The 20,849-nt window shown below is 46.0% G+C and carries 19 protein-coding genes; 12 read left to right on the forward strand and 7 right to left on the reverse strand.

Going from position 1 to position 20,849, the window contains the following annotated elements; genetic code table 11:
• Positions 1-12: 12 nt before the first annotated feature.
• On the forward strand, positions 13-378 hold the full coding sequence (locus ABWW54_RS17105; protein ID WP_353414017.1) for a response regulator: 366 nt from the start codon (positions 13-15) through the stop codon (positions 376-378).
• Positions 378-839, forward strand: coding sequence for a chemotaxis protein CheX (locus tag ABWW54_RS17110; RefSeq protein ID WP_353414019.1), 462 nt, complete (start codon positions 378-380; stop codon positions 837-839). The genes ABWW54_RS17105 and ABWW54_RS17110 overlap by 1 nt, the downstream gene beginning before the upstream one ends.
• Positions 840-865: 26 nt before the next feature.
• Here ABWW54_RS17110 and ABWW54_RS17115 read toward each other — a convergent pair whose 3' ends face one another.
• The 3 genes from ABWW54_RS17115 to ABWW54_RS17125 form a co-directional block, all read right to left on the reverse strand.
• Positions 866-1,861, reverse strand: a complete 996-nt coding sequence (locus ABWW54_RS17115; protein ID WP_353414020.1) for a hypothetical protein — start codon at positions 1,859-1,861, stop codon at positions 866-868.
• 31 nt (positions 1,862-1,892) lie between these two features.
• Positions 1,893-2,996 carry a hypothetical protein gene (locus ABWW54_RS17120; protein WP_353414021.1) on the reverse strand — a complete coding sequence of 368 codons (1,104 nt, stop codon included), beginning with the start codon at positions 2,994-2,996 and terminating at the stop codon, positions 1,893-1,895.
• Positions 2,997-3,258: 262 nt separating this feature from the next.
• Positions 3,259-4,839: a lytic polysaccharide monooxygenase gene (locus ABWW54_RS17125; protein WP_353414022.1), complete on the reverse strand. Its 1,581-nt coding sequence runs from the start codon at positions 4,837-4,839 to the stop codon at positions 3,259-3,261.
• Between the two features lie 668 nt (positions 4,840-5,507).
• On the opposite strand from ABWW54_RS17125, the gene ABWW54_RS17130 reads away from it, so the two are divergent.
• The 3 genes from ABWW54_RS17130 (at position 5,508) to lpxD (ending at position 9,332) form a co-directional block, all read left to right on the forward strand.
• Positions 5,508-6,131 carry an SGNH/GDSL hydrolase family protein gene (locus tag ABWW54_RS17130; protein ID WP_353414024.1) on the forward strand — a complete coding sequence of 208 codons (624 nt, stop codon included), beginning with the start codon at positions 5,508-5,510 and terminating at the stop codon, positions 6,129-6,131.
• 226 nt (positions 6,132-6,357) lie between these two features.
• Positions 6,358-7,674: a spinster family MFS transporter gene (locus tag ABWW54_RS17135; RefSeq protein WP_353414025.1), complete on the forward strand. Its 1,317-nt coding sequence runs from the start codon at positions 6,358-6,360 to the stop codon at positions 7,672-7,674.
• A 626-nt stretch (positions 7,675-8,300) separates the two neighbouring features.
• Positions 8,301-9,332 carry a UDP-3-O-(3-hydroxymyristoyl)glucosamine N-acyltransferase gene (gene lpxD / locus ABWW54_RS17140; protein ID WP_353414027.1) on the forward strand — a complete coding sequence of 344 codons (1,032 nt, stop codon included), beginning with the start codon at positions 8,301-8,303 and terminating at the stop codon, positions 9,330-9,332.
• Between the two features lie 91 nt (positions 9,333-9,423).
• Here lpxD and ABWW54_RS17145 read toward each other — a convergent pair whose 3' ends face one another.
• From ABWW54_RS17145 to ABWW54_RS17160, 4 genes are all read right to left on the reverse strand, one after another.
• Positions 9,424-10,476: a 2-oxoacid:ferredoxin oxidoreductase subunit beta gene (locus ABWW54_RS17145; protein WP_353414028.1), complete on the reverse strand. Its 1,053-nt coding sequence runs from the start codon at positions 10,474-10,476 to the stop codon at positions 9,424-9,426.
• A gap of 14 nt (positions 10,477-10,490) precedes the next feature.
• Complete coding sequence (locus ABWW54_RS17150) at positions 10,491-12,356, reverse strand: 2-oxoacid:acceptor oxidoreductase subunit alpha (protein ID WP_353414030.1); 1,866 nt, start codon at positions 12,354-12,356, stop codon at positions 10,491-10,493.
• Positions 12,353-14,191, reverse strand: coding sequence for an FAD-dependent oxidoreductase (locus ABWW54_RS17155; RefSeq protein WP_353414032.1), 1,839 nt, complete (start codon positions 14,189-14,191; stop codon positions 12,353-12,355). The genes ABWW54_RS17150 and ABWW54_RS17155 overlap by 4 nt, the downstream gene beginning before the upstream one ends.
• 243 nt (positions 14,192-14,434) lie before the next feature.
• Positions 14,435-14,950, reverse strand: coding sequence for a DUF6231 family protein (locus ABWW54_RS17160; protein ID WP_353414033.1), 516 nt, complete (start codon positions 14,948-14,950; stop codon positions 14,435-14,437).
• Positions 14,951-15,115: 165 nt separating this feature from the next.
• Here ABWW54_RS17160 and parC point away from each other — a divergent pair, with 165 nt between their 5' ends.
• From parC to ABWW54_RS17195, 7 genes are all read left to right on the forward strand, one after another.
• Positions 15,116-17,383, forward strand: a complete 2,268-nt coding sequence (parC, locus tag ABWW54_RS17165; RefSeq protein WP_353414035.1) for a DNA topoisomerase IV subunit A — start codon at positions 15,116-15,118, stop codon at positions 17,381-17,383.
• 234 nt (positions 17,384-17,617) lie between these two features.
• Positions 17,618-18,550 (forward strand): transaldolase, encoded by a 933-nt coding sequence (gene tal, locus ABWW54_RS17170; protein ID WP_353414036.1) that lies wholly within the window; start codon positions 17,618-17,620, stop codon positions 18,548-18,550.
• A 17-nt stretch (positions 18,551-18,567) separates the two neighbouring features.
• Positions 18,568-18,939, forward strand: coding sequence for a VanZ family protein (locus ABWW54_RS17175; protein WP_353414037.1), 372 nt, complete (start codon positions 18,568-18,570; stop codon positions 18,937-18,939).
• 38 nt (positions 18,940-18,977) lie between these two features.
• Positions 18,978-19,292, forward strand: a complete 315-nt coding sequence (locus tag ABWW54_RS17180) for a DUF1330 domain-containing protein (protein WP_353414038.1) — start codon at positions 18,978-18,980, stop codon at positions 19,290-19,292.
• Between the two features lie 92 nt (positions 19,293-19,384).
• Positions 19,385-19,819 carry an ion channel gene (locus ABWW54_RS17185; protein WP_353414039.1) on the forward strand — a complete coding sequence of 145 codons (435 nt, stop codon included), beginning with the start codon at positions 19,385-19,387 and terminating at the stop codon, positions 19,817-19,819.
• Positions 19,820-19,873: 54 nt separating this feature from the next.
• Entirely contained in the window at positions 19,874-20,356 is a 483-nt protein-coding gene (locus ABWW54_RS17190) for a LabA-like NYN domain-containing protein (protein ID WP_353414040.1), read from the forward strand.
• Between the two features lie 52 nt (positions 20,357-20,408).
• On the forward strand, positions 20,409-20,843 hold the full coding sequence (locus ABWW54_RS17195; protein WP_353414041.1) for a hypothetical protein: 435 nt from the start codon (positions 20,409-20,411) through the stop codon (positions 20,841-20,843).
• Positions 20,844-20,849: the final 6 nt, after the last annotated feature.

Consider the following 20,849-nt stretch of genomic DNA (forward strand, 5'->3'; position numbering starts at 1 on the left):
CGGACCGATTTCATGAAGCTAATGATAGTGGATGACTCCTTGGTTATTCGAAACAAAATAAATCGAACGCTTTTGGCCAAGTTCAATGGCGTGCTTCGAGCTGAAAACGGGGTTCAAGCCATCGAGCTGGTTATATCTGAGAAACCAGATGTGATTACCATGGATTTGACGATGCCAAAGATGGGTGGCGTAGAAGCCATTCAGCAAATCATCGGAATTGCACCCAGCACGCATATATTGGTGGTTTCGGCCCTTGCTGATAAAGCGACGGCGATTTCCGCGTTAAGTTATGGAGCCAATGGTTTCTTATGTAAGCCCTTTACAGAACATGAGCTTAGCTCTGCGATCGAACGGATTATAGACATAGAGCTTTCATAATGGAGAGAAAACACATAGACGTCTTTATTGACGCACTCACTCGCTATTTTGATCATTTAGATGTGTCAATTACTGGAGAGAAAGGCACATTGGAAATAGGCGCTCCGTATCTTCTAAGGACCAATCAGACAATAGGGTTGGATTACTCTGGTGTTATATCGGTGTCTGGTTATAGTTCGGGATATATTTTTGTTACTGCGAAGAGCGCTATGTTGAAGTTCATTTTGCTTGGGCACGGAGAGTCTGACTTTGGGGATCGATTTAAAGAGGATCTAGTCGGCGAAGTAGCAAATACCATTGCCGGTAACGCGCGTCGTCAACTGGGCTCAGATTTTCACATATCAACGCCCAGGGTTCTCAGTGGAGCGTTAGACCCTAGCCAGTACGCATTAAGTTCTCGGTGTTACGTCCTGCCATTTCGCTGGAAAAATAATCGTGCCGAGCTTATCGTTAGCATCTAACTGTATGCGTTTTCAGGTCGGCTAGGTTATTTAAGAAGCCAATAGGCCAGTTGAAAGCTAACGGAAAAGACGACTTTATTTTCGTTAGAACGGGCGAGAGTCGCAGACCATTTCGGGTTGTGATGGTACGTTAAGCCGTACGCTGTATCATCGCCGTTCCAGACTAAGCTGGCGGCTATTCCTCGACCTTTACTCGCTTTAGAACCGTGATATTTCCACCAATAGATTCCTATCAAATCAACATTGATAGTCGGGCTGAAATCAGGGCTTGCATCAGATAAATAGCTCAGGCCGAGCGAAGGCCGCAACGATAGTATTTTATAGTTGGGCGGTGGGCTAAAACCTCGCTCATTTGGGCGAAAGGTTAGCGATGACAGAAGCACTTCTTGCGGCCACAATTTGATCGTGTCATTTTTATAAGACCGCCATTGTTGATCTAGCAAGGTCAGTTTAGCGGTACTTGTCAGTTTATCTTTTTGGTTTAGCGTGTTTGCTATTGCTCTGTAAAGGCCTGAAATTTCCCATAGATTTTTCGCTACGTTAACGGCCATAGCACACTGGAGTGATGGGGAGTCGGAACAATGCGGTTCGACGATGCTTTCAAACAACTTAATGGTCTGGGCACCTTGATTGGTGGCTAACGTAATGACCCCAGTACCGGCGTCGCGGTTAATCAATCTGTTTATACGTTCAATAGTGGCCCTTGAGTCCGGGCACGCCTCGCTATTGATGGCAGAGCATGACGCTTGATTTCCCAGTGCCAGCATCGGTGCGATGGTTGGTTGAAGGTGTTTAAAACCATTTTCTTCCGCTTGCTTTAATTGCAAGTTGGCCTGTTCGACCAATGACATGATCTCTGCGCCGTCAAATTTTGGAATGACACTATTAAACAGGTGTTGGCTTACTTTTTCGTTAGCGTCGAGTACGGTCAGCTTTGTTATAAAGCGTTCATTGTCATTATCTTGGGCCAATGCTATTGAATAATGAAACGCCAATAGGAGAAATAATATTTTGATTTTCATGATCATTTCTATTCTTACTTGAAATTCGCGATTAAGCGATATGGTCGTGCTTGCCATTGTGCTCGCCATTGTGCTCGCCATCGTGAGAGTAGTGTCCTTCAAACTCACCGTGCTTGATGACTAGGTTGATGTAGGTTTGCCATGTGTCATTGGCCAAACCGAAGGTGTCCAGCATCAGGTTTTCCAGAGCCACTTTTAATGACGGGTTAACCGACGGGCCTAGTGGCGGAAAACTCGCACGTCTGGAGTTACGATCAATCAGTCGACGACCAAACCCACACAGCTCGAAGATTTCATCGGTTATTTCTGGGTGCAACATATAGTGAGTTAAGCCATGGACATTAACCTCGTGAACATGGTCAAGAAGAATGTCCTTATAGGCAGGTCGTCCTAAATACTCTTCATTTAATCTTCCTTTCGGCCAATGATCCAAGCGAGTTGGAATGATCCTGGCAATGGGGTCAAAGCGATTGGTAACCGTTCTTAGGTAGTCATAGGTGTCGTATGAGTAGACGTCTTTGGGTGGATACTTGTCTTGTTTGAAGGGCAAGCCAAATAAATCAGTGACATCTGAAATCTGCATTAGAAATTTCAATCTATAACCTTGTTTATAGAAATTTGCTTCATTGGCGTTACCACTACGAATGTTCTGAAGCGTATCGTTGATCACGCGCGTTCCTAAAGAATGAGCGACGATTCCAAAGCTATCTTGAGTGCCTAGCGCTGAAATGTGCTCGTAGAGCTGTTTGGCAACCACCACATTTACTTGTTCTTTTACCAATGCCATTTTGTAGAGTAATACATCAAAGATATAGGAAAAAATAAAATGCTTATCGTTTGCCTCGGGGGATGACTTCAGCTCGTCGATTGATTTATTGATTGAAGCGCGTTGCTCTGAACTTAACTCTAAGGCGTCACTGAGCACCGCGCTTGAAACGTCAGAAAAGTCATTTAGGTAACTTTCAAATACCTCGTCATAGGTGATCGGAACGATAGTCACGTAATCGAGCATGGGGCCTGATAGATTGACCGATCTCGCCCAAGCTGTTTGCATCAGATCTATTGTTGCTTCTGCCCACCCTGCACTCCTGTGGATGCCGATGCCGTGAATCAAAAACAGAGTGAATTTTTTCATAACACTTTTTCGCCTTTGCCGGCTCTGCGGGAAATTCAAAAAGCCGTGTGGCAGAGTCCGGTGATTATCAGTATTTTAATGATGGACTCTACTATGCCAAATATGACTGCGTTGGCGAACTGATTTTTGACCTAGATACCGGGATTTTTTTTCTTGCGAAGAGTCAGATTCAGCAGTAAGAACGTTGCTTTCATCTATTCTGTACTAAAAAGAGCCTCGTTAAAACGAGGCTCTTCGAGAAGATTAAAGGGACGACTCTCTGTTAGTTACACACCGCGCCGTTGACCGTAACGATACTTGCAGAGCCTGTATGGCTTCCTTGAAACCCAAATGCGACCGATGCACCAGGTTGAATCGTGCTGTTCCACGCCAAGTTAGTGGCAGAGTACGGTCCAGACCCAGATCCGGTGAGTACACTGTTCCATCCACTGCTAACCGAGCTGCCATCGGTATAGCTCCAAGACACCTCCCAACCATTGATCGGAGTCGTGCCATTGTTGGAGATGACTATTTCGGCTACAAATCCAGTATTCCATTGGTTCGCGATTACGTAGCTGCAACTAGTATTACCGGTACTGGGGTCATTAACCACAACCTGCTTTGTCGTTGCATCAGTTAAATCACCGTCGCTAACGGTCAGCGTGACTTGATAAGAGCCTGCTTGAGCGTAAGTATGAACCGGACCGACGTCTGAGGAAGAAAAACCATCGCCAAAATCCCAGATGTATGAGAGAGCGCTTGGGCCATTGTCGGGGTCGGACGAAACACCGCCGGCGAAACTAACAGCCAGGTTGTTAGCGGCGTAGGCGAAGTCGGCAATCGGTGCTTGATTGGTGGGTCCGGTGCCGCCCTCATCATTGACTGTAATGGACACCGTGGCAGCGCTGGAGATCGCACCATCATTATCTCTGGCGGTAAAGGTGAAGGAGTCGCTGCCAAAGAAGTCAGCGTTGGGCGTGTAGCTGCGAGACGCGCCTGTGCCAGTTAGTGTCCCATGTTGAGGGTTGCTCGTGATGGTGAACGAATCTATGCTTCCATCGGCATCGCTTGCGCTTAAGGCAATGGTGGCAGAGGTGTTTTTGTCCAGCTCTACGGATTGCGAGTCGGCCACTGGGGGTTGATTTGATCCGCCGCCACTGAAGTTCACATCTATACAGCCATGAAAACGTTCAAACGTAAAAAAATTTCGCCCCCATTCGCCGTAGATTACATGTCGCCCGGTTCTGCTCGGTAGCTGGCAAGAGGTTTTGAAAGTAGTGGCGCCTTTGTCGGGAACCACGTTCGTATTTGCCAGTGGCGCGCTGTCATCATACAACTGTTTGCAAAAAGGCGTTGCTTCGAAGTCGCTCCACGTCAGCGGTGTTCCGACTTGATATTGGAAACCAGGTTTGGTGATGTAGTATACGAACTCTTCGGTATCATCGAAATGAGGTCCCCATGAGATGTTCCAGGTGATATCAAAGGGGCCTGCGGCTACTGGCGTGGTAGGCCAGTCAAGAGGAAGGTCCCACGGTGTGGTGTTGCCATTATTATTATTGTCCCAGGTTTCACTATCAAAACCGCACACATTATTCGGTAACGGAGTCACTCCTTGTCTGCCCACATCGTGGGTGAGCACACTCATGAACTGATACCCTCCATTTTGATCTTGCGCAAAGGCGTCAACGCAGGCTGGAATCGTTGCATTATGAGGCTTTTGATCATCAGGTAAGCCGCAAGTTGCATTTCGTGATGGCGGTTCGGTCATTAGCCCATGGCCGATCGCGGTGTGTGGTGTCGTTAGAGTTAGTAAGGTGCTGCTTACCAGTGAAAAACACAGTGCAATACGTTTTCGTTGAGTCATTATGTCATCTCCAAGTTTGTGGTGGTGGATTACCGTTTTGGTAACCCTTATTAGAGAAACAAACCAGCCACAGGAACAGACATACTGACAATCTATAGGGAGGTCGTCAGTGTTAAAGGGACCAGCTTGTTTGTCATTGCCAACGGTGAGAATGAGCTGGGTGAACATTTGGAGCCATTGGGTATGCTGCGCGAAATGTGCGCATAAAACGCAAGCAAGGCGAACCAAAGGGCATCAATCCCATATTGGAACTATCCTCCTCCTTAGGCCTTTAGACGCTATTTGAAAGCCTCTTGCGACCAATGTCTCGATAAACTCGCAAAGCACAGGTTGTAGATTCGCAAACTTACCCCTCTTGCAAAATAATAGACAAAAATCCATTAACTATCAATGGATATGAGGCGGCTTCTAGCGGGATCATTTATGAAGGAGTGGTCACTTAAGATGTGGCTCGCTTACAGAAAGCGGAGTGAGCGAAGTTCATAGCCCGCATTGAATAGGCTGCGCAGGAGTCAGTTCTTTTATGGTTATACTGTAATTGGAAGTGTTTTTAGTAGTTGGGTACTTAAACAGTTGCTCAGTAGGCGGTTGAAATATTAGTTGTGCATATTTCGGTTTGTACTGCTGTATTATGCTTGTTTATTTCGTTGACTTATTCTGGATTTTTAATGTTTACAAAAGTGCTTCATCTGTGTTTTTTTTATTGCAGCCTCATTTTTTTAGCCGCGTGTGGCGGTGGTAGTTCTAATAGCGGTGGTCAGCAGGCACCAGAGACGCCAGTTGACGGTCCTACTCAAAAGGTTATTGCGATAGGCGATAGCATTGGAAATGGATTTGGGATAGCCAGCCCATGGCCCCCTCGCCTTGCCGGTTTAATCGGCCGAGATATCGAGAACACCAGTGTTACAGATGAACAAACGTCGTTTGGGTTGGCAAATATCGAGAGTTTGATCACTCAGAATAACCCCAGTCATGTGTTTATCTTAATGGGTACGAATGACGCTATCCGAGGGTCTGTGGATGGCGCAGTTGCGAATTTGCAGGCGATGGTTGATATCGCCCAAAGAAATAATGTGATTGCTGTTGTTGGAACGCTGCCACCGATCACTCGATCGAGTTCGGAAAACCGGCGCGCGGAACAAATCAGTCAGGGAATCCGAGGTTTGCAAGGTGCGCGCATCGCGCCTGTTCGAGGGATGTTGGGCTCTGGTGCTCAGACGATAGCTGACGGAGTGCATCCAAATGACAGTGGGCAGCAAATAATCGCCGACGCATTTGCAACCCAGTTTTAGAGACGGAGACTGAATCGTCGAACAGATTGTAATAAGTGTCGTACGGCCAGAATCAACTTAATGACTCTGGCCTTTAAATAATGAGTTGTTGGCACGTTGTGCTGACAAAAGGCAATGCTTACGATTGCCACAACAAAAGGGTATATCGACGTTTGAACGTCTCAACTGCAAAGAAAGTTCCGCTTACATAAAAAATCGAATAAAAATAATCACCCAAAGGAGAATCATGCCAAACCAGAATGCGTCGAAAACCAGGTATCGTAGTGTGGTACTTGTATTGCTTACCATTGTGTACGGTTTTAATTTCATTGACCGTCAAATTGTTGGGATTTTAGCACCGTTTATTCAGAAGGACCTTGGACTGACGAACACTCAGTTGGGCTTATTGATTGGCTTGTTGTTTGCCACTTTGTATACCTGTGTGGCAATTCCGATCGCTTGGTTGGCGGACAGGTACAGCCGCGTAAACATCCTCTCTATTGCTTTAGCCACATGGAGCGGTTTTACCGCGTTAACGGGTCTAGCAACAAACTTTGTTCAAATTGGCTTTGCTCGAATGGGCGTTGGCATTGGTGAGGCAGGCGGTAGTCCACCTTCGCATTCCATTATTTCTGACTTGTACGCGAAAGAAGAAAGGGCTGGTGCGCTCGGTATCTATTCAATTGGAATCCCGCTGGGAATCATGTCAGCGTATTTCGCAACGGCGGCCCTGATTGGTACGGATGCTGAGAACGTTGATTGGCGACGTATTTTTGTCTTCTTAGGGCTGACCGGAATTGCGCTGGCCATTGTCGTGAGGTTAGTTTTACGCGAACCAACTCGTGGTGCAATGGAGTTCGGTGACGATAAGGAAATGATCAAGCCGCCGTTTATCGAGTCGCTTAAGGTGCTATTAAAAATTCCATCTTGGTGGTTCATGGCGTTCGGGATCGCATTTGGCTCATTTGTCTCATATGCATTTTCTGGTTTTCAGACTAAGTATCTTGTCTTGCTGGATCCGGACTTTAGCTTTAAAACGATAGTGATCGCACTTGGAATTATAAACGGTACCACTTACGCAGGAGGGACGTATCTGGGAGCTAAATTAGCAGATAAGTGGGGAAGTAAGAATATCCGCGCTTACGGCTGGGTACCAGCAATAGCCATAGGTATTGCACTTCCACTCGGGATTGCCACGCTTTGGGTGCCAACCGTATGGCTACATCTTGGGTGCGCGACTGTTTTATTGTTTTTCTTAGGGATGTACCTCGGCCCTAGTTTTGCCATTGCTCAAACGTTGGCACCCATCAACATGAGAGCGATGTCGACTGCGTTGTTTTTCTTTATTCTTAATATGATCGCTCTTGGCGGCGGCCCCACATTCGCCGGTTGGCTAACCGATGTTTTTGAAGCCGACTATTCCAAATTTGAATCAATCCGTTATTCGATGTCGGTCACATGTTTGATGTTTATTCCCTCAGTGCTGTGCTTTTTAGTTGTTTCGCGCAAGTTACCAAAAGATTGGGAAGAGGCAGACAGACGTAATCAAAACATGGCTAAGTAGACACTTAGTCAGGATCAGCGGCTTAGTTTAGATCTAGGCCGCTAAGAGAATGGTATTCATGCTGTCTTAGAAGAGGCTCTTGAGTGTGATTCTTCACGAGGCGTTTGATTCAAAACGTTAGGCTTGTAGTCGCGTTTGTTGGTGGCAATAGTTGACCATGATTGCGAGAACACTTTGGAAGCGGTGTACAAAAATAAGAGAAAAGAGTGATTAAGGGGGAAAATCAAGCACTTAGAACCTGACAATAAACGTCATGGGCTGCAAAAAATGTCATTGAAAACATTGCCGAAAGACCTGATATAGTTTCTCCACTCAGTTGGGTAATTTGTAATTGGGTTGTTTAAAGGGCGTTGCACTGTGCTTTTGGTAGGGTGAGCGCAACGCTCTTTAATACTCATTCATTCTCCTTGGCACTTAGATCATATATTGCCAATACTTCTTTCTTCTCAGAATGTCATGTTCTATGACTATGTTTACGGCCACGTTTACTTCAGGGCTAAGGGCTCGTCGTAAAGTGATCTTTATCACCGAGAATGGTTAACTCGGACCAAATGTTTTTCACTCTAATGTTGCGCTCTGTGGGTTTGAGCTATACTTCAATTTAGAATGATAATAAGGGGTATGTAATGGCCTTTCCCGTCCAAGAATTGATAGAACGTTTTGAAGATTTTATCGAGACTCACGTCGATCGCTGCGTTGAATTTGATCGTATAGACAGCGCTAAAGATGCTTCTGGTTCGAGTTTGGTGTTTGTTGATGATCCTTCGCAATTGCCTGAAGTCTCGCCCGCGGTCATCGTAACCAATGGCGAGATCGCTTCATGTCTTGAACAAGACTATTCTAGCGTTTTAGTCGTTAAACATGTCCGTTTAGCACAGGCCCATATTAAACAGTTTTACCAGGACTATGACTGCCGTGATTCAGAGTGGGATGACATTCACGTGAGTGCGGTCGTTCATTCAAGCGCGGTGCTTGGGAGTAACGTTCGAGTGGGCCCCAATTCTGTGATTGGCGCCAATGTTAGGATCGGCAATAACACTCAAATAAGGTCAGGGACTGTCATAGAGCACGATGTCAATATTGGCGAAGATTGTGTTATTAATTCATTGGTAAATGTGGGGTATGGCTGCGTGATTGGCGATCGTGTGAATATTCATTCTGGCGTTATAATTGGTAACGAAGGCTTTGGCTTTGCGCAAGACAAAGAACGCCAGTATCACCGTGTTCCTCACACTGGCCGAGTTGAAATTGGAGACGACGTTCAAATTGGAGCTAATAGCAATATTGATCGAGGCACCTACAACGCTACTCGAATTGGTAATGGCGTGAAATTAGACTCTCTCTGTCATATTGCTCACAACGTACAGATTGGTGATGGCACGCTATTTGCGTCACAAGCTTGCATCGCTGGTTCGACGAAAATTGGGCGCAGAGTGATGGCATCTGGGCAAGTGGGAATTTTAGATCACCTACAGGTCGCAGATGATGCGGTGCTGGTGCATAGAACAGGTGTGACGGACAACATCACCAAAGCGGGAATGTACGCGGGTGTACCCGCTAAGCCATTTAAAGAATACGTTAAAAACTTAAGTGCTAGCAAGAGGGTTGATCGATTGGCTCAACAACTCAAAGAGTTAAAGCAAAAACTGCTTGACTGACGGCGAGCGGTTCTACGTTTTTAAATATAGGTTTTTTAAACGCCCATCCTTGCAGAAAAAGAAGGATGGGCTTGTTACTGATTAAAAGAGGCTATTTTAAGCCCGAATTTATCGTGGATAAGGCAGCGTTACCAGGGCAGAGTACGTCTTCATTCAGCTGATTGAGTGGCTTTTGAGGCACCTTTAAGATTTCATGAAAGTTGTCGGACTCTGGGTCAATGTAAATGAGGCCTGTCAGAAGCTTGCTTCGGTTCTTATGCTCGTGTAAGACTTCTATTGCGTTGGTGCGATCGGTTGGATCATAATTTTCACCTAGCTTACTTAATCTGACAGAGTCACCATTATGAAGTTCAACGGTTTGCGTTGAGCCTTTTATTTGATCGAGCGTGATTTCTTGAGCTGTTGGCACGAAGTCGACAACTGAACCAGCTTCTACGTGTTCGCGAGTGTAGTCGTAACTTTTGGTGGAACCAGCATGGTTGTTGAACGTGACGCAAGGAGAAACAACGTCAATCAGCGCGAAGCCCTTGTGCGACATAGCCGCTTTTAAAAGTGGCACAAGTTGGTCCTTATCTCCGGAAAAACTACGTGCTACAAAGGTGGCACCTAGTTCCAAGGCTAACGCCACTAAATCAATCGATTCAAATGGATTCACGTTGCCTTTTTTGGATTTAGAGCCTTCGTCTGCCGTTGCTGAATCTTGTCCCTTCGTGAGCCCGTAACAGCCGTTGTTCTCAACGATGTAGCTCATGTTGAGGTTTCTTCGGATTACATGAGCGAATTGCCCCATGCCGATAGAGGCGGTATCACCATCACCGGAAACGCCAATATAAAGAAGTTCTCTGTTTGCGACGTTAGCGCCTGTCGTTACTGAGGGCATTCGGCCGTGTACGGAGTTAAAACCATGCGCCTTACTTAAGAAGTAGTTAGGAGACTTTGAAGAGCAGCCAATGCCTGACATCTTAGCGACTCGGTGTGGTTCGATATCCAGCCCCCAAACAGCCTGCATGATCGCGGTGCTGATCGAGTCGTGACCACAGCCGGCGCACAGCGTCGAAATTCCTCCCTCGTAGGCTTTAGTCGTTAGGCCGAGTGAGTTTTTGGGAGATTCAGGATGGCGAAAGTTTGGTTTAAGAAAACTCATAATCTATTCCGTCTTTAAGCAGTTTTAGCGGCTTCGTTAGTGTTTAAGGTTTCTTCCATTGACGTGCGGATAAAGTTGGCACTAATGGGGTCTCCATTAAATTGAAGGACGGACTTCAAGCTCCGTGGTGCGATTTCTAGCTCGTTAACAAGCAGCGTTTTCATTTGCGCATCTCTGTTTTGCTCTATCACAAATATTTCGTCGTGTTGTTCTATAAAGTCTAAGACTTCTGAGCTGAAAGGAAACGCTAATATTCGGATGTCATTTGCTGAATGGCCGGCCGCTTTGAGTTGATCGAGAGCTTCGTGTGTCGCCTCCAGGCTCGTTCCATAATGAACGACGCCTATCTTGGTATCGTTATTTCGAGCAGTGACTACCGGCTTAGGCAGGTACTCTGGTGCCGTTTTCCATTTAACCAATAGGCGTTCCATATTTCGTTCATAGGCTTCGCCTTTTTCAGTATAAACGGCGTACTCATCACGTGACGTGCCTCGTGTAAAAAATGCACCTTTTTCTGGATGCGCACCTGGAATGGTACGGCTGGTAATTCCATCGCCGTCAACGTCTAAATAACGCCCAAAGCGACCGATTTCATCTAAGTCTTTGGCAGACAGGACCTTACCTCGGTCATACAGGCGAGAGTCGTCCCATTCTAAGTCCTCGCAAATGTGTTCATTCATTCCCAAGTCGAGATCAGTGAGCATGATCACTGGGGTTTGTAGGCGGTCGGCAATATCGAATGCATCCGCCGTTAGCTCGAAACACTCCTTCGGCGTAGCTGGAAACAGACACACCTGCTTCGTATCGCCGTGCGATGCATAGGCCGATATAAGCAGGTCCGATTGTTGCGTTCTGGTGGGCATGCCGGTCGATGGGCCTGTTCTTTGAACATCGACTAATACCGCCGGAATTTCCGCGAAGTAAGCCAGACCAAGAAACTCCTGCATCAATGAAACGCCGGGACCGCTGGTGGCGGTAAATGATCGCGCGCCGTTCCAGTTAGCGCCGATAACCATCCCAATCGCGGAAAGCTCATCTTCCGCCTGAATAATTGCGAAATTATTCTCTCCTGTGTCAGGGTCAATGCGTAATTTTTTAGCGTACTTCTCAAAACCTTCTGCAACTGAGGTTGAGGGTGTGATCGGATACCAGGCGCAAACGGTTGCACCCCCATATACGGCGCCCAGGCCGCAAGCCGCGTTTCCTTCAAGCATGATTTTTCCGTCGTTTTTATCGCGACGTTCAAGTTGCAAAGGGAGCGGTTTGTCGAAAGCCGCCTTGGCTTCATCAAAGCCTAGTTGAAGAGCAAAAATATTGGGCTCTATCAGTTTGGGTTTGGCCTTGAATGTGTCATTTACAATGCTTTCAAGTGCCTCAAATTCGATTCCAATTAAATACGCTAATGAGCCGACGTAAATGATGTTTTTAAACAGTTGTCGACGTCTTGGGTCATTGAACGTGGCGTTCGTTATTTCGGTTAAAGGCAAACCAATATAATGAATGTCGTCACGAATCAGTTTGAAGTCTAATGGGTAGGTATTGTCATAAAAGAAATAGCCGCCTGGACAAACACTGTTTACGTCTTCAGCCATGCTTTGAGGGTTCACTGACACCATCAATTCAACCTGTCCACCGCGACGACCTAAATAACCTTGCTCTGAAACGCGAACTTCATACCACGTTGGTGCGCCTTGAATATTCGAAGGAAAAATATTCCTTGGGCTGACCGGGATTCCCATGCGAAAAATGGCTTTAGCGAACATGCTGTTAGCGCTGGCTGAGCCAGAGCCATTAACATTGGCGAATTTCACGACAAAGTCATTAACTACTTTGTCGAGTTGAATTGGAGCTTTGGTCGAGCTGGGGTTTAAAAGGCTCATGCTACGGCCTCCGAACGTTTACTGCGTGGGGTGGTTTGTTCAACCATAATGGGCGCCGGTTGGTCGCCAGCCTTAGTCACAGTGTAAAGAAATTTTTGCATATCCCATGCGGAGGTCGGGCATCGCTCTGCGCATAACCCACAATGTAGGCACACGTCTTCGTCTTTGATCATTGCTCGCCCGGTGTTTAAGTCTTCTGAGACGTAAAGGTCGGTTTCAAGATTTAAGCTGGGAGCGGTTAGACGATCTCGAAGAGAGGAACCGTCATTCTCTGTGAAGGTGATGCAGTTGGTCGGGCAAATATCAGTGCAGGCATCACACTCGATACACTTCTCTTCAATGAACACCGTTTGAACATCGCAATTGAGGCAGCGTTCCGCCTCGGTAAAAGCGACCTCAGCGGAAAAGCCGAGCTCAGACTCAATCTTGCGGCTCGATAGCGCTTTTTCCACCGGTAAGTGTGCAGACGCTTGCCGGTCATCATCGATTACCTGGCTATCGTAGGCCCACTGATGGATTCCCATCTTTGTGCTAACTAAGTTAGTGCCAGGGCTTGGGCGGTCGTCATGAACCGATTCGCCTTTAAGGAATAGGTCGATCGAAATGGCCGCTTGGTGACCGTGTGCTACCGCCGTGATTATGTTTTCTGGACCGAACGCGGCGTCCCCGCCGAAAAATACCTTTTTATTTGTTGATTGAAAACTTAGCTTGTCAACCACCGGTAATTCCCAGTCACCGAATTCAATGCCGATATCTTTTTCAATCCATGGGAACGCATTGTCTTGGCCAATCGCCATAATGGCGTCTGTGCATTCCACGGTCACTATTTCGCCAGTATCTTTAATAGTGCGCTTGCCTTTTTCGTCATAACTTGATTCAACGACATTGAATGTCATTCCAACGAGTTTACCGTCTTCAACCAAAAATTCTTTTGGGCTGTGATTGGCCAATATCGGGATGCCTTCAGCAAGGGTGTCGTCTTTTTCCCAAGGCGACGCCTTCATTGTTTCGTAGGTGGATCGAACCGTGACGGTAACGTCTTTACCGCCAATACGTTTAGCCGTACGGCAGCAATCCATGGCCGTGTTCCCGCCGCCGACAATTACCACTTTCTTGCCTATTTCATCGGTATGCTCAAACGCAACACTTTCGAGCCAATTAATGCCGATGTGAATGTTGTTATCGGCTTCTTCGCGACCGGGTATTCTTAGGTCCTTGCCTTTGGGAGCGCCAGTTCCGACGAATATCGCGTCGTATTCTTTATCTAGGATGCTTTTAAGGCTGTTCACTCGGGTGTTGAAAATTTGTGAAACACCCATGTCCAAAACATAATCAACTTCTTGATCGAGTACTTCTTCTGGCAGCCTGAACGATGGAATTTGGCTGCGCATAAAGCCACCGCCTTTCGGGTTTTCATCGTAAAGGTCTATTTCATAACCCAATGGCATCAAGTCTCGAGCAACGGTAAGCGACGCTGGGCCAGCTCCTATTAAGGCAACTCTCTTGCCGTTTTTTTGAGTCGGTATTTGTGGCATGCGAGCTGCCACGTCATCGTCATCTTTATGGTCGGCCGCCACGCGCTTGAGCCGGCATATCGCAACGGGCTCTTCATCGACACGTCCGCGACGGCAGGCCGGTTCACAGGGCCTGTCACAGGTTCTGCCCAGAACGCCTGGGAATACATTGGACTCCCAGTTAACCATATAGGCGTCACTGTATCGGCGTTTACCTATAAGACGAATATATTCTGGGACGGGAGTATGCGCAGGACACGCATACTGACAATCGACTACTTTATGAAAGTATTCGGGGTTGCTGATGTCGGTAGCTTTCATGGAACTAAAGTTCAGTACAGAGACTTACTGTTTATTTTCAATTTACGTTGAAGAGGAGCGTCTTCAACAGTGTTTGTGTAAAGCCTGATTCTTGAATTCCCTAGAATTTAAGAACCATATTAATGCGATGTTAGCACGCGGTCTTTAAGCCGTACACTTGATTTTTACATTTGTATTACAGCGCCATTGTAATACAATAAAGTTGGTTTTGGTAATATTAATTGGTAATACCAAAAAACAAAGCTACCACCAGTATTTCCCCCATAATTGAGGGTTAGCCCAGTTGTCTGCGTTTAGCCAGTCGGGCGTTTTTTTATAGTCGTCGATGTTGTATTTAAAAAGCGTTAGGCCAGATTTGTCCTGCTCGTACTCTGCCACTTTGCTCAACGCAAAGCTAAATAGGTCGGTCAGTTGCCAATCAGAATTGTCATCTTGATGACTTAAGGGCAGTGCAACGCAGTATTGTGGGGTGAGGACATCGCGCAGGCGAGAGAGAACCTGATAGCCCTTGCTTGTGTTGATATGTTCAAACAGGTTGAGCGCTAGACCGACATCAAAGCGGTCGTTAATTTCCCAAATTCTATCAATGTCTATCGCGTCAATGTGAGTGACATTGCAGTCCTGGTTAAGTATTTTCTTTTGTTCGCAGTAGTCATTTAGGAACGCCGGATCAATATTGCCGAGTATTAAAATACGTCGAGGTTGTGCAGAGTTTATCAGGGTCTCGAGGTCGAAGAGAAGTTCAGTGGGGGCGGTCATTTAAGCATTCTAACTAAGGTGAGGCTAAGAACAATTATAGCAAACAAGATATCGGGTCTAAATGTTACTCGATTTTGCATCCTAGAACCAAAATACCGTTGTAACTCACGGTACGATTGAGTAGTCTTTCGTACATAAAAATGTGCAACTAATTTTCCAGAATTCATGAACGAACACGTCGAACAGCAGTCGTTGGCTCAATTTGCTGAACAAGCTTATTTGAACTATTCGATGTACGTAATTTTAGATCGTGCTTTGCCTTTTGTCGGTGACGGTTTAAAGCCTGTGCAACGACGCATCGTCTACGCGATGTCAGAGCTTGGCCTACATAATGCCGCTAAGTATAAGAAGTCCGCTCGGACGGTGGGTGATGTGCTTGGTAAATTTCATCCTCACGGTGACAGTGCCTGTTACGAGGCAATGGTATTAATGGCTCAGCCATTTAGTTATCGTTATCCGCTTGTTGATGGGCAAGGCAATTGGGGGTCGACTGATGATCCCAAATCGTTCGCGGCCATGCGATATACTGAATCACGGTTAGCGCCCTATGCGCGGAGTTTACTGTCAGAACTGGGGCAGGGAACGAGTGATTGGCAGCCAAATTTTGACGGCACAATTAAAGAGCCCAAAAGTTTGCCCGCGCGGCTGCCCAATATTTTATTGAATGGCGGCTCTGGGATTGCGGTAGGAATGGCGACCGACATTCCGGCGCATAATGTTCGTGAGGTAGTGGATGCATGTATTCATTTGCTAGAAAACCCTAAAGCAACCGTAGAAGATTTATGTGAGTTGGTTAAAGCGCCAGACTTTGCAACTGAGGCTGAGATTGTGACTCCACGGGCTCAGATCTTGGATATGTACCATACTGGAAACGGGTCTATTAAACAGCGGGCTGTGTTTACGAAAGAAGATGGAAATATCATAGTTCACGCGCTTCCGTATCAAGCTTCTGGGTCGAAAGTTTTAGAGCAAATTGCGGCCCAAATGCAGGCCAAAAAATTGCCTATGGTAAGCGATTTGAGAGATGAGTCGGATCAGGAAAACCCGATCCGATTGGTGATCGTGCCGCGTTCAAACAGAGTTGACGTTGATTCCGTTATGGGGCATTTGTTTGCCACGACCGATCTGGAAAAAAATTACCGCGTAAATATGAATATGATCGGCCTAGATGGTCGCCCTCACGTTTACAACTTACGAGAGGTGCTAAAGGAGTGGCTTACCTTTAGGATCCAGACTGTGCGTCGTCGCCTTCAGTATCATTATGACAAAGTGGTTGCTCGATTGCATATTTTGGAGGGCTATTTAGCGGCGTTTCTAAATATTGATGAAGTGATTGAGATCATTCGAAATAACGATAAGCCAAAACCTGTGTTAATGGCGCGTTTTGACTTATCTGACACCCAAGCTGAGGCTATTTTGGAGCTCAAGTTGCGGCATTTAGCTAAGCTTGAGGAAATGAAGATTCGTGGCGAGCAAGAAGAGCTGGAAAAAGAGCGTGACCGCCTGCAGTTGCTTCTGAGCTCGGATGCCCGATTGAAAACATTGGTTAAGAAAGAACTTAAAGAAGACGCTGAAGAATTTGGCGATGCCCGTCGTTCCCCATTAGTTGAGCGTGAAGTGGCAAAAGCAATTGACGCCAGTGATTTGGTGCCAAGTGAAGCTATTACCGCGGTCATGTCGCAGCAGGGTTGGATTCGTGCTGCAAAGGGTCATGAAATTAACCCTAGAGAACTTAACTATAAGTCTGGTGATGGGTTTGCTTCATCCGCCAGAGGGAAGTCGAACCAACCTCTTATTCCAATGGATTCTACTGGCCGAACCTACGCTCTGCCTGCGCATAAGTTGCCATCTGCAAGGGGGCAGGGAGAACCATTGACCAGTAATCTGACACCCCCGATGGGAGCATCCTTTACGTCGGTGGTTATGGGTAAAAATAGCGATCAGTTTGTCATGGCCAGTGATGCTGGCTACGGTTTTATCTGTACCATCGAGGACATGATTACTAAAAATAAAAAGGGCAAAGCCACGTTGAGCGTTCCCAAAGGCGCTCAGGCATTACCGCCTATGCCCTTGAATAGTATGGAAACCGACTTTGTCGCCGTTGTTACCACCGCGGGCTACTTAACCATTTATCCAGTCACCGAGCTTCCCGAGTTGGCAAAGGGCAAGGGCGTGAAATTGATTAATATCCCAGCTAAGTTACTTAAAGAACGTGAGGAGTATGTTCTTGGAGCTACAATTTTCAAAAAAGGTCAGCATGTGTTGGTGCACGCCGGAAAGAGATATCTGCGTTTAAAAGGACAAGATTTAGACGGCTATATGGGAGAACGTGGTAAGCGAGGACGGAAACTGCCTAAGGGGTTTCAGGCTGTAAAAGCAATCACCACCGAGAAAGCGTCAGCTACTCAAGATGATATTTTGATCGATAAGTAACGCCGAGCTAGTAAATAACCAATTCAATTAACATCGACAGGCATCATTCTAGCGAATTGTGCGTTAAAATCACGCTTAATTCGCTCGATGACATGTCGAGAGTCGGTGTTTCGATACACGCATTTTTCCGTGCCACTTTTTTGAACATATTTGAATGTAGACGCTATATTTTTATGTCCAAAATGTCATATAGAGTCGGCTCAGAGTAAACCCATTCATTACTAAACAATCCTCATGAACAAGTTACAACAACTCCGAGATATGACTGTTGTGGTCGCAGATACAGGCGAACTACCAGCAATTGCTGAATACAAACCTCAAGACGCAACCACGAATCCAAGTTTATTGTTGAAGGTGGCCCAGGACCCTAACTATGCGGAAATAATCGATCGAGCGGTGGCCAGTGCCAATGGCGATTTAACCGACGCTGTTGACAATTTTGGTGTGGATATCGGGTGTGAAATATTAAAAATCATTCCAGGACGAGTTTCCACTGAGGTTGATGCTCGATTATCGTTTGATACTCAAGCCACTCTCGAAAAGGCCAGAAAGCTGATCGCGCTGTATAAAGATAGAGGGGTAGAGAAGGAACGCATCTTGATAAAAATAGCCTCCACGTGGGAAGGAATTAAAGCGGCGGAACAATTGGAAAAAGAAGGCATTAATTGCAATTTGACATTGCTGTTTAGTTTTGCTCAAGCGGTGGCTTGTGCGGAAGCGGGTGTGTTTTTGATCTCTCCTTTTGTCGGAAGAATTCTTGATTGGTATAAAGCCAGTACGGGTAAAGAAAGCTATCCAGCGATGGAAGATCCTGGTGTGGTGTCAGTAACGCGCATCTACAATTACTATAAGCAACACGGCTATAAGACCATTGTGATGGGAGCGAGTTTTCGTAATACAGGCGAAATTGAAGCGCTTGCAGGATGTGATTATTTGACCATTGGGCCAAACTATTTGGAGCAATTGAGAAATGACGACGGCCAATTAGAACGTCGACTGTCGGCAGACGATTCAGGTGAAGCACAGGAAAAACTAAGCCTTAATGAACAAAGCTTCCGTTGGATGCAAAATGAAGACGCAATGGCCACTGAAAAACTTGCGCAAGGTATTCGTGCATTTGCGGTTGATCAAGGAAAATTAGAAGACTTAATCGAACCTAAACTATAAGGCTTCGAGAGATCGAGATGAAAGCGGCTTTGGTCAATAGCCAAGTATTTGTTCGCCGCTTGTGGCTGCCAGTTACCCTTTTGATATTGGCGGCCATTACCTTTTTATCACTCACCCCGATCCCTGAGTTACCCGATGTGCCCGGAAATGATAAAGCTCATCATTTGATATCTTACGGTCTTCTGATGGTCCCTGCGTTTTTGGTTGGGTATGCAAAAAGGGTTCAGTTGATGTTTGTATTTTTTCTTTGGAGTGGGGCAATTGAGTTAGTGCAACCCTACGTGAACCGCTTTGGCGAATGGGCAGACTTGACAGCAAACGGAATGGGGTTGTTGATTGGCGCGTTTGTCGGGATGATTCTTTCGCGGTGTTTAATGTCATCAGAATGATTTGGCGTGTGACGGTCTATTTAATGAGGTGTTGATTAATGGCGTTTGAACGAATTATGGGTTTATGGGTGAGCAATGATGAGAGGTACCAGCAATATCGTGCCGGGATGATGCCGATTTTAAATCGCTATGGCGGTGCTTTCGGCTATGACTTCAGAGTGTCTGAGGTGCTGCTTTCCAAAGTGAATGAGAAGATCAATCGAGTATTCACGATAGAGTTTCCTGATCAAAAATCGATGGATGAGTTTTTCTGTGATCCCGCGTACTTGGCCGTTAAGGAGGCTCATTTTGATGCGTCTGTTAAAAGTAAGACCGTGATTTCACTGCATGAGAAGATTCAAGGAAGTGCGTAGGAGGTTTTATCTGGGCAAGTTTGGTCAAACACGCTTACTATGTTGAGTATTAGCATAGATTGTTGTTTACGTTCACTTATCGGTTGAAGCTCATGATTTACGTTTTACTACTAAATACTTTTGTTGTGGCAGCTTCAGTGCTTCTTCATTATGAATTTTTACATCGTATTACGCTCATCATCCCGAGTATGAATATCAATCACCGATACCGAATTGTGGTCGGGGTATTCGGTGCATTAGTAGCGCATGCGCTTGAAATATGGATTTTTGCGTTAGCGTATTTTTTCATGATTCGGTCCGGTGGTTGGGGAGCGTTAGAGGGTAGCTTCGACGGCAGTGTGATGGATTGCGCGTATTTTTCGTTTACCGTCTACACGACTCTTGGGTTTGGTGATATACAACCCATAGGTGATTTAAGATACCTTACCGGCATTGAATCGCTAACTGGACTGGTGTTGATTACGTGGACGGCATCTTTTCTATACGTTGAAATGCAGAGGTATTGGAGAGTAGATGAAAGCACCTGATTTAACGTCATTTTTGTATCTCGCCTCTTAAACACTACCGTGCTCGGAAAGACTATGAATAATGCAGTGGTATTGGTTGACGTCCAGAATATCTATTACACAACCAAACAAGCTCATCAATGTAACTTTGATTACAACTATTTTTGGCAGCATATTTGTCGTGAGCACACGGTATTCAAAGCAATCGCATATACCACTGACCGCCAAGATGAGAAACAAAGGCAGTTTCAAAATATTCTTCGAGCCATTGGGTTCGAGGTAAAGCTTAAACCTTATATTACGAGGGCAGATGGTTCATCAAAAGGGGACTGGGATGTTGGAATTACAATTGATGCAATTGAATATGCGCCTAACGTAGATACGGTTATTCTTGCATCGGGTGACGGAGATTTTGCACTTCTATTGGAGAAAATAGAGCGTGACTTTGATGCCACTACTAAGGTCTACGGCGTTGAGCAATGCACTGCACAATCGCTAAGGCAGGCCGCTGGATGTTTTGTTCCCATTGCTGGAGAGTTTTTATTGGGTCGGCGCTAAACGCAGGCATCTATTGATGGTCAGCAAAAATGTGGCTCTATCGGGGCGTAAAATGAAAATAGATTTTTTAGTTGTAGCGGGATTACTGAGTTTTTCAGCATCGATAATGCATCTTGCGATTATTGTGGGTGGTCCCGAGTGGTACCGCTTCTTTGGTGCCGGTGAGGAAATGGCTCGGATGGCTGAACAGGGGCTCTTAAAGCCGAAGCTCATCACATTCACGATAGCCCTAATTTTATTTGTATGGGGGGCCTATGCTTGGTCTGCTGCAGGCCGGTTTCCGGCATTCCCGTTTGTAAATATCGTCTTAATCGTAATTACCGCAGTCTACTTTTTGCGTGGTATCGCTGGGTTGATGGCTCCTTTTATTGATCATCCGCAATTACAACAAAATAGCACCGTATTTTGGGTTTTGAGCTCTCTAATTTGCCTCGCATTTGCCGCGGTGCATATTAAGGGTATGTTGAACCTTTGGTGCACAGATTAAGCGTAG

This window comes from Arenicella sp. 4NH20-0111 (genome assembly GCF_040366405.1).
Classification (GTDB): Bacteria; Pseudomonadota; Gammaproteobacteria; order Arenicellales; family Arenicellaceae; genus Arenicella.